Annotated in this window: 7 protein-coding genes; 6 read left to right on the top strand and 1 reads right to left on the bottom strand. The window is 69.1% G+C overall.

The window, feature by feature from the left end:
* Positions 1 to 157 precede the first annotated feature (157 nt).
* Genes AC0685_RS43260 through AC0685_RS43235 form a run of 6 tightly spaced genes read left to right on the top strand, consistent with a single transcriptional unit; the run spans position 158 to position 8,833 of the window.
* The gene (locus tag AC0685_RS43260; protein WP_478230828.1) at positions 158 to 2,335 is read left to right on the top strand and encodes a bi-domain-containing oxidoreductase; all 2,178 of its coding nucleotides are present in this window, start codon (positions 158 to 160) and stop codon (positions 2,333 to 2,335) included.
* Complete coding sequence (locus AC0685_RS43255) at positions 2,335 to 4,281, top strand: heparinase II/III family protein (protein WP_478230827.1); 1,947 nt, start codon at positions 2,335 to 2,337, stop codon at positions 4,279 to 4,281. Before AC0685_RS43260 ends, AC0685_RS43255 begins: the two co-directional genes overlap by 1 nt.
* Positions 4,278 to 5,801 (top strand): right-handed parallel beta-helix repeat-containing protein, encoded by a 1,524-nt coding sequence (locus AC0685_RS43250; protein ID WP_478230826.1) that lies wholly within the window; start codon positions 4,278 to 4,280, stop codon positions 5,799 to 5,801. Before AC0685_RS43255 ends, AC0685_RS43250 begins: the two co-directional genes overlap by 4 nt.
* A gap of 1 nt (position 5,802) precedes the next feature.
* The gene (locus AC0685_RS43245; protein ID WP_478230825.1) at positions 5,803 to 7,023 is read left to right on the top strand and encodes an O-antigen ligase family protein; all 1,221 of its coding nucleotides are present in this window, start codon (positions 5,803 to 5,805) and stop codon (positions 7,021 to 7,023) included.
* Positions 7,020 to 8,201: a glycosyltransferase family 4 protein gene (locus AC0685_RS43240; protein ID WP_478230824.1), complete on the top strand. Its 1,182-nt coding sequence runs from the start codon at positions 7,020 to 7,022 to the stop codon at positions 8,199 to 8,201. The genes AC0685_RS43245 and AC0685_RS43240 overlap by 4 nt, the downstream gene beginning before the upstream one ends.
* Entirely contained in the window at positions 8,198 to 8,833 is a 636-nt protein-coding gene (locus tag AC0685_RS43235; protein WP_478230823.1) for a phosphatase PAP2 family protein, read from the top strand. Before AC0685_RS43240 ends, AC0685_RS43235 begins: the two co-directional genes overlap by 4 nt.
* Here AC0685_RS43235 and AC0685_RS43230 read toward each other — a convergent pair.
* Positions 8,817 to 9,773: a hypothetical protein gene (locus AC0685_RS43230; RefSeq protein ID WP_478230822.1), complete on the bottom strand. Its 957-nt coding sequence runs from the start codon at positions 9,771 to 9,773 to the stop codon at positions 8,817 to 8,819. The genes AC0685_RS43235 and AC0685_RS43230 overlap by 17 nt on opposite strands.
* Between the last annotated feature and the right edge of the window lie 199 nt (positions 9,774 to 9,972).

The raw sequence follows: 9,972 nt of genomic DNA, 5'->3' as shown, positions 1-9,972 counted from the left end.
GTTTGGCCCGGGGGGAATGGGGACAGTGGCGCTTTTTCCTCTTGGGGGGGGGGGTGGGGGGGGGGGGTTGGGTTCCCACCCAAACCCCCCACCCACGACCACCCCGACCCACGCGGTACCGCCGCCCTTCTCTCCACCCTTGCCCCTTAGGAGCGACGTGAAGCAGGTAGTGCAGAACTACAAGAGCGGGGAGCTGGCGCTCCTCGACGTCGAAGTGCCCGCGTGCAAACCGGGGGGTGTGCTGGTCCGCACCGCCTATTCGCTGATCTCCACCGGCACCGAGATGATGAAGGTGTCCGAGGCGAGCCTTTCGCTGGTGGGCAAGGCGAAGGCCCGGCCGGATCAGGTCGCGAAGGTGATGCAGAGCGTCGCGACGAACGGGCTCGGCGCCACGTACCGCAAGGCGATGAACAAACTCGACTCGTACACGCCACTGGGGTACTCGCTGTGCGGTGTAGTCGAGGAGGTCGGCGCGGGCATCGACGACGTCGCCGTCGGGGATCACGTGGCGTGCGCGGGGAACGAGCACGCGCTGCACGCGGAACTGAACTGGGTGCCCAAGAACCTGTACTCCAAGGTGCCCGACGGCGTCGACCCTCGGCACGCCGCGTTCGGCACGGTCGGCTCGATCGCGATGCAGGGTGTCCGCCAGGGCGAACCGCAGATCGGCGACATCGCGCTGGTCATCGGGCTCGGCCTGATCGGCCAGTTGGTCGTGCAGCTGCTGGTCGCCTCCGGGGTCCGCGTGGTCGGTGTCGACCCGGACCCGGCGCGCTGCGAGCTCGCCGAACGACTCGGGGCGCTGAAATGCGGTGATCCCGGGTCGGGCGTCATCGACACCGCGGTCGCGGAGATCAGCTCCGGGCACGGCGTCGACCAGGTGTACCTCGCCGCGGGCGGCAGCACGAACGAGCCGGTGGAGCTGGCCGCGAAGCTGGCCCGCGACCGCGGCCGGGTGATCGACATCGGCAAGTGCTCGCTGAACCTGCCGTGGAACGCCTACTACGAGAAGGAACTCGACGTCCGGTTCTCCCGTTCGTACGGCCCCGGCCGCTACGACCCGGAGTACGAACTCGAAGGCCGCGACTACCCGATCGGTCAGGTCCGCTGGACCGAGCGCCGCAACCTCGAATGCGTCGTCGACCTGATGGGCAGCGGCCGTCTCGACGTCGAGCCGCTGATCTCGCACGTCTCGGCCTTCTCCGACGCCGTCGAGACGTACCGGAAGCTCAACGAGGGCGAGCTCAAGGCCGTCGCGGTGCTGTTCGAGTACGAGAAGCGCGCCGCTACCACCACCGAGCACGTCACCTCGGTCGCCCTCCCGAAGACGGTGACTTCGCGCGCGGTGCCGAAGCCCGGCAGCCTGCGGGTCGGTTTCATCGGCGCCGGCAACTACGCGTCCTCGATGCTTCTCCCGCATCTCGTGGAGATGGAGTACCTCGACCTCTTCGAAGTCGTCACCACGTCCGCGCTCTCGGGCGCGAACGCCAAGCGCAAGTTCGGCTTCGCCCGCGCCTCCACCGACGTCGACGCGATGCTCGAAGACTCCTCGATCGACGCCGTGTTCATCGTGACCAGGCACAGCTCGCACGCCGAGCTGACCAGGAGGGCGCTGCTCGCGGGCAAGGCCGTCTTCGTCGAGAAGCCGCTCGCGCTGTCGGAGAAGGAACTCGAGGTCGTGCTCGGCGCGATCGAGGAATCCGGCAACGACCGGCTGCAGGTCGGCTTCAACCGCCGGTTCGCCCCGCTGCTGAACGAGTCGGTGCGCCAGTTCGGCCCGCGGATCGGCCCGGCTTCCGTGCGCTACCTGGTCAACGCCGGGCAGCTCGACGCGAACAGCTGGTACAACCAGGCCGACAGTGAGGGCTCGCGGTTCGCCGGCGAGGGCGGGCATTTCATCGACACGGTCAGCTGGCTGCTGGGCTCCGACCCGGTCTCCGTGTACGCCACCGCGACGCCCGGGCACCAGGACCTCCAGATCCTGCTGCGCTATCCGGACGGCTCGACGGCGTCGATCGCGTACACCACCAACGGTTCGTCGGCGTTCCCCAAGGAAACGATCGATCTCACCGCCGACGGCAAGGTGCTGAAATTCGACGACTTCGCGCGCGCGTCGGTGTTCGGCCGCAAGAAGTGGGCCAGCTCCCGCATCCCCAAGGGCCGGGACAAGGGGCAGGCCGCCGAACTCGAAGCGTTCGTCGACGCGCTGACCACCGGTGTCGCGATGCCGGTCTCGGTCGAGTCGCTCGTTTCGACGACGCTGGCCACGCTCGCGGTCAACCGCAGCCTGGAGACCGGCGCCGTGGTGCGGATCGGCACGGAGGGACTCGGCTGATGGATCCGTCCTGGTACCTGCGAAGACTGTCGCGGATGGGACCCGCCGAGATCGCCGGCCGGGTCACCGACGTCGTGCGCAAACGCCAGTGGCGCGGGGTCGCGGGGGAGAAGCCCGCCTGGCTGCCGGACCGCCGGTTCGTGACGGTGCCCGGTGAAGACGTCCTCGCCGCCGTTTCGGGCGAAGCCGTGAAGGATCTGCTCGTCACCGCCGACCGGCTGATGGACGGGCGCGCGGAGTACTTCGGTGTCGAGCGGGACGACCTCGTCGCCCCGGACTGGTCGTACGACCCGAAGACCGGCCGCCGCGCACCGTCCGATGTGTACTCCTTCGACATCCCGTACCGGAGCGAGGACGCCGTTGGCGACATCAAGCAGATCTGGGAGCCGTCGCGGCACCAGCACCTCACCGTGCTGGCCGCCGCGTACGCCCTGACCGGCGAGGACCGGTACGCCGAACGCGTCGCCGCGCACCTGAAGTCGTGGTGGGCGGCCAATCCGCCGATGCGCGGGGTGCACTGGGTCAGCGGGATCGAACTCGGTATCCGGCTGCTGTCGTGGGTGTGGGTCCGGCGCCTGCTCGACGGCTGGGCGCAGGCGCCGTCGCTGTTCGAGGACAACCCCGTGGCCCTCGGCCAGATCTGGCACCACCAGCGCTGGCTGGCGGCGTTCCCGAGCCGGGGTTCGTCGGCGAACAACCACGTGATCGCCGAGGACGCGGGACAGCTCGCCGCGGCCTGCGCGTTCGCCTGGTTCCCGGAATCCGCCGCGTGGCGGGACACGGCGCTCGCGTCGCTCGACAAGATGTTGCGGCACAACACCTTCGACTCCGGCCTCAACCGGGAACTCGCCACGGAGTACCACGGGCTCGTCCTGGAACTGGGCCTCGCCGGGGCGCTGGAGGCGAAGGCCGCCGGGGTCGCGGTGCCCGAGTCGACCTGGCTCGTGCTGCTTCGGATGACCGACGCTCTGGCGTCCATTGTGGACAATCGGCTGCGCCCGCCGAGGCAGGGTGACGCGGACGATGGTTTCGGCCTCATCGTCGACGGTGAGGACACCGGTCGTTGGGCCTCGCTGCTCGGCACCGGGTCCGTCCTTTTCGGACGGTTGGACTGGTGGCCGGAGACCACGGGCGGGGACATCCGCACGCAGCTCTTCTCCGCGCTGGCCAAGGACATCCGGGTCGGCGCGCGGCGTCCGGTGCGGCGGCGGGACGACTTCGCCGACGCCGGGATGACCATCCTGCGGGACGGCGGGATCTGGTGTCGTTGTGACGGCGGGCCGCACGGCTTCCTGTCCATCGCCGCCCACGCCCACGCGGACGCGCTCTCGGTGGAGGTCCGGCACGACGGCGTCGACATCCTCGCCGACCCCGGGACCTACTGCTACCACGGCGAACCGAAGTGGCGGTCGTACTTCCGTTCCACGGCCGGGCACAACACGCTCGAACTCTCCCGCGCCGACCAGTCGGTCTCCGGCGGTCCGTTCCTGTGGACGAAACACGCCGTCACCACCGTGATCGCCGCGGGAACGCCGTCGCGCTGGAGCGCGGAGCACGACGGCTACGCGCCGTCCGTCCACCGGCGTTCGGTGGAGCTGGAAGGCACTGGACTGCGGATTCTCGACGAGGTCCGCGGTGGCGAGGCACAGCACTGCCGTCTCGCGTTCCACTTCGGGCCGCTGGTCGAGGTCTCGCTTTCCGGCGGGACGGCGACACTGTCCTGGACCGTCGGCGGCGAGGCTCGTACGGCTTCGTTCGAGCTGCCGCCGGAGCTGGGCTGGTCGGCGCATCGCGGCGAGACCACCCCGCCGATGGGCTGGTACTCGGCCGGGTTCGGCCGTCGCGAGCCGTCGTGGACCCTGCTCGGCAGCGGAACCGCCGTCGACGGAGCCACGTTCACCAGTGTGCTCACCTTCGAACCCGGTAACGAGGATCCCCCATTGTGATCGCACGACCGCACCGCCTCCGCCGGGCAGCGCTTCTGGTGCTGCTCGGCTCGCTGACGCTCACCGCCTGCACCACCCCGGCCGAAGAGCCCGGACCGGATCCGGCCAAGGCGCCGTCCGGTGCGATCGCGCAGGTGTGCGACAAGCTGCCGGAGGGTCCGGCGGAAGCGCCGGCGGGGGCGGTGAAGATCGACCCGGCGGTGCCGGGCGACCTCGCGGCGAAGACTCGGTCGAGTCCGGCCGGGACGACGTTCTGGCTGGCACCGGGGACGCACAAACTCGGCGACGACCGCTACGACCAGGTCAATCCGAAGCCGGGAAACGTCTACGTGGGTGGTCCGAAGGCTGTCCTCGACGGCCGGAAGATCAACCAGTACGCCTTCGCGGGGGACGCCGCCGACGTCAAGATCCGGAATCTGACCGTGCAGGGCTTCGCCGCGCCGCACGACGAAGGCGTGGTCAACCACGATTCGGCCGACGGATGGGTCATCGAGCACAGCGCCGTCCAGGACAACGACGGCGCGGCGCTGATGGCGGGCGCGCGGCAGCAGGTCCGGGGCAACTGCCTGCGTCGCAACGGCCAGTACGGGATGAACGCCTACGCGCAGGACGGCGGCATCACCGGTCTCGTCGTCGAGGGCAACGAGATCACCGGCAACAACACCGGCGACTGGGAACGCAAGATCGACGGCTGTGGCTGCTCCGGAGGGATCAAGTTCTGGGAGGTCGACGGCGCCGACATCGTCGGCAATTGGGTGCACGACAACCGCGGCGTCGGGCTGTGGGCCGACACGAACAACAACGACTTCCGCGTCGCGGGCAACGTCATCGAGAACAACGACGGCTCCGCGCTGATGTACGAAACCAGCTACAACGCCGTGATCAGCGGCAACACCATCCGCCGCAACAACCGGGTGGACGGCAAGCGCTACATCGACCGCGGCGACAGCTTCCCGGTGGCGTCGATCTACGTGTCCGAATCCGGCGGCGAGCCGAGGGTGAAGGCGCGCACGGACAAGCTGGAGATCTCCGGGAACACGTTCGAGAACAACTGGAACGGCGTCACCCTGTGGGAGAACTCCGACCGGTTCTGCAACAGTCCGGCCAACACCTCGTCCGGCTCCTGCACGCGGCTGGTGCCCGAGCGGGCGAAATGCGCGCTGCCCGGGATCGCGGGCGGGCCGCTGAACGGCGACTGCCGCTGGAAGACCCAGCGCGTCGAGATCCACCACAACCGGTTCGTGCTCGACCCGGCCGTCGCCGGCTGCGAAGAGAGCTGCGCACGGATGGCGATGCTCGCGAACTTCGGCACGTTCCCGGACTGGTCGCCGTACAAGGGCGAGGTGGTCCAGCAGGCGATCACCTTCGACCAGGGCAACCGCCTCTACGACAACGTCTACTCCGGGCCGTGGAACTTCGTGGCGTTCGAACCGAGCCGGGTCCTGGGCTTCGGTGAATGGCAGGGCGCGCCCTACAAACAGGACCAGGGCAGCAAACTCACCCGTGCGGGAGGTGGCTGACATGCTCGATCCCGCGGTCCGGGCCGAACCGTCGATCCGCACGGGGATGCCCAAGGCGGTCGGCGTCGCCTGGACACTGTTGATCATCAACACCTTGGGCTCGACAGGGGCGAAGACGCTCATCCCGTTGCCGCGTTCGGTCAGCCAGCTGATCACCATGGGCGCGCTGGGCGCCGCGTTCGTGATCGCGCTCGCCCTGAACGCCCGGCTGCGGATCAGGCCGAGCGCCTATCTCTTCCTGCTCACCCTGCTGCTGGTGCTGAGCGTGGTCTCCAGCCTGAACCTGGAAGGCGGGTTCGGCGCGCTGTTCCGCTGCTTCCGGTTCGCCCTCTTCCTCAGCACCCTGTGGCTGCTGACACGGTGGTGGAACGGCGGTCTCGACCTCGTCCGCACGCATATCCGCGCCTACGGCGTGGTGCTGGTGACGGTGGTGATCGGGCTCGCGCTCGGCCCGGGCAACGCGATGCCGTTCGAGTACGGCGGACGGCTCACCGGAACGCTGTGGCCGCTGACGCCGCCGCAGGTCGGCCAGTACGCGGCCGTCGTCATCGGCCTGACGACGCTGTTGTGGCTCGGAGGGAAACTGGAGCGGAAGCACGCGCTGGTCGTCATCGTCCCGGCGTTCGGGATCCTGCTGCTGACCCACACCCGCACCGCGATGCTCGGCCTCGTGGCCGGGACCGTGGTGGCGTTGATGTCGCAGTGGATGTCCAGCGCTCGCGCGCGCAAGGTGTTCACCTGGCTGGTACTCGTCGGGGTGCTCTGCGCGGTGGCGCTGAGCGGGCTGCTCCAGACCTGGTTCCTGCGGGGACAGTCCGAGGAGAACTTCTCCAGCCTCACCGGCCGTGCGAAGGTGTGGGACGCGCTGCTCGACGCGCCGCGGACAACGCTCGAATACCTGTTCGGTGTCGGGCTGACCGACAAGTCCTACGACGGGCTTCCGATCGACAGCAGCTGGCTCGCCGTCTACCACGAGCAGGGCTACGTCGGGATCGCGATCGTGGCGGCGTTCCTGCTCGTGCTGGTGGTGGTCGCGGTGCTGCGGCCGCCGTCGCCCGCCAGGGCTTGCGCGATCTTCCTGATCACCTACTGTCTTTCCGCCTCCTACACCGAGGCGGGCCTCGGCGACGCGTCGCCGTACCTGCTGCACTTGGCGCTGGCCGCGTCGCTGCTGGTGCGTGTGCCCGCCGAAGAACCCGAGTTCGTCAAGGAGCCCGTGTGAAGGTTCTCGTGATCCACAATCGGTACCGATCCGAGCAGCCGAGTGGCGAGAACAACGTCGTCGACCAGGAGACCGCGTTGCTGGCCGAGGCCGGGCACGAGGTCGGCCTGTTCGAGCGGCGCAGCGACGACATCGCCGAGATGTCGCTGCCGCGCAAGGCCGTCGTCCCGCTGCGGGTGCCGTGGAACCGGGCCGTGCGCGCGGAACTGGCGCGGCGACTGGCCGACGATCGGCCGGACGTCGTCCACGTCCACAACACGTTCCCGCTGCTGTCACCCTCCGTGCTGGCCGCGTGTGCCGACGCCGGGGTCCCGACGGTCGCGACCGTGCACAACTACACCCTGATCTGCCCGCCCGGCACGCTGTTCCGCGAGGGCTACATCTGCACCGACTGCGTGGGACGCAAGCCGATCCCGGCGGTGCGGCACGGGTGCTACCGTGGTTCGGGGCCGGCCACCGTGCCGATGGCGGCGAGCATGATGCTGAACCGGAACCGCTGGTGGACCGGGGTTTCGCGGTTCTTCTGCATCTCGAAGGCCCAGCGCGAGATCCTGATCGCCGCCGGGATGCCCGCCGAACGGCTCGCGGTGAAGTACAACTACGTCACCGACCCTGGCAAGACGCGCAAGGGCGCGGGGGAGCATCTGCTGTTCCTCGGCCGGATCACCGAGGAAAAAGGCATCGGTCTGCTGATGAAGGCGTGGGATCGGTTCGTCGCGGCGGGTGGCCCGGTGCCGCCGCTGGTGATCGCCGGCACCGGCCCGATGCAGGACGAGGTCGCGCGCTGGGCCCACGGCCGAGACGATGTCCGCTACGTCGGGCTTCAGTCCAAAGCGGAGTGCCAAGACCTGATCGTCCGCTCGAACGCCGTCATCGCCCCGTCCGAATGGCTGGAGGCGTTCGGACTCGTCGTGGTCGAGGCGATGGCCGCCGGTGTCCCCACCGTCGCCGCGGCCCACGGCGCCTTCCGCGAACTCGTCGAAGACGGCGTCACCGGCCTGCTGCACGAACCCGGGAACGCCGAATCGCTCGCGGCGCGGCTACGGGAGATCGTCGGCGACGCCGAACGGAACCAGGAAATGGGCTGGGCGGCACGGCTGGTGTACGAACAGGAGTTCACCCCGAAGGTCGGCCTCGAACGGCTCGTCGGCGGCTATCAGGCAGCGATCGACGCGTGATCACCGGTCCGCCCGCGCTCCCGCCGCGGGCGCGGATCCCACTCTGGGCGCTGGGCGCCTTCGGCTTCGTCGTCGCCCTCGTCCTCGGCCTCCGCTACGCCGGGACTTCCCACACCGCCGGCCTCGACGCCCTGGTGTTGGCGGTGGCCGACCGAGTGCAAGGCCCGCTCTGGTACGTGGCGACCGCCATCGACTTCGCGGGAGAACCGGTGGGCGCGATCGTCGTGATGGCGCTGTTCGGCTGGGTGTGCGTGCGGCACCGGCGGCCGCGGACGGCGATCCTGCTGGTGGCCGCCTCCGGGGTGACGGTGGCGCTGACCACCGGCCTGAAACCCCTGACCGGCAGGCTGATCCACGGCGAATTCCTCTCCTACCCGAGCGGTCACACGGCTTTCGCGGTCACCGTGGCCGCCGTCGTCGCGCTGTTGGTGATCGATGTGCGGGGTCTCGGAACCGCCGGCGGCGCTTTGGTGCTGGTGGGGTTGGTCGCGTTCTCGGGGCTCGCGATGGGGTGGGCGGAGGTGGCGCTGGGTGCGCACTATCCGACGGACACCTTCGGAGGGTTCGGGGTCGCTGTCGCGGTGGTGCCGGTGGTGGCGTGGGCGGTGGACCGGTTCACGCGGCGTGCTTGAGCACGACGTTCGGCCGCGGCCGGGCCTGCGCCGTCCGGAACGCGGCGCGCAACTCTCGCTCGACCTCGTCCGGCTCGGTGCGCAGCCGGGACGGCAACGTCTGCAGCACGACGATCCCGGCGGCGACGTATCTCGCGTTGCGCGCGACGGTGGCGCGATGGTCTTCGAGGTTCGCGTGGTGGCGGTAGGAGTCGATCTCCCAGGCGAAGGCGCACTCGTCACACCAGAAGTCCGGAGTGGCGATGTGGTTCCCGTTCGCGTCGAAGATCGGGACGTTCCAGTGGCCCGGCGAGAGACCGGATCTTCGCCAGAGACGCCAGGCGTCGGCCTCGGCGACGGATCTCGCTCCGGCGAGAAGCGGCGTCAGGGCCGTTCGGGGTAGCGCGGTTCCGGTTCTTCCCGCTCGGTCCAGCTCGTGGGCGAGCATTTCGGGGGTGCAGAAGCGACGTTGGACCGACTCGGCCATCATCGCCTGGATCTCGTCTTCGTCGGTGAGCCCGCGGGCGGCGTCGATGACGGCACGGGGGACAGGTGCGACCGGGAGATCTCCTCGGAAATGGGGACGAGGCAGGCGGTGAGTCCGCTCTATACGGACGAACCCGGCATCGGCCACGCCGCGGTTCGCCGGGCTGAGGACATGGACTTCCTCCTGCTGAGGAACCCTTTCCAAACCGTGGCGGCGGAGTGCCCAAGCGCCGGTGAGCACCGCGTCTCGCCGGGCATGGAGCAACGCGGCGCGGACGCGGTGCTCATGAGTCGGTGGACCGCTGCTCAGCAGGACGACACCGGGGAGCAGCGTTCGCCAGGGGCCATCCGCCGCGCAGCGGCGAGAGATGGTCCGGCGCGGTACACCGATCCGTTCGAGATCGGTCGCGCGGACCACCTCCGGATGGTCCGGGGCGGTGAGCAGGGGGTCGGTAGGCCAGGTTCCTCTTCGCACCGGACCATCGTGCAAGCCGGTACCGACATTTTTCGCCCTGAGATTGCACGAAAGTCCCTCTCACGAAGAAAAGGTGGCGACGATGTAGGAATTGGGACACTCAACCTGGATCCACCGATGTGTTTGTTAGGTGATCTTGGTGGGGTTTGTTGATCTTTTGGCTGGTTGCTGGCAGGGCGGGGTGCCGGTCGTCTCATCC

It is taken from the genome of Amycolatopsis sp. NPDC043889, assembly GCF_056435645.1.
This window is presented reverse-complemented; position numbering and strand designations above follow the sequence as displayed.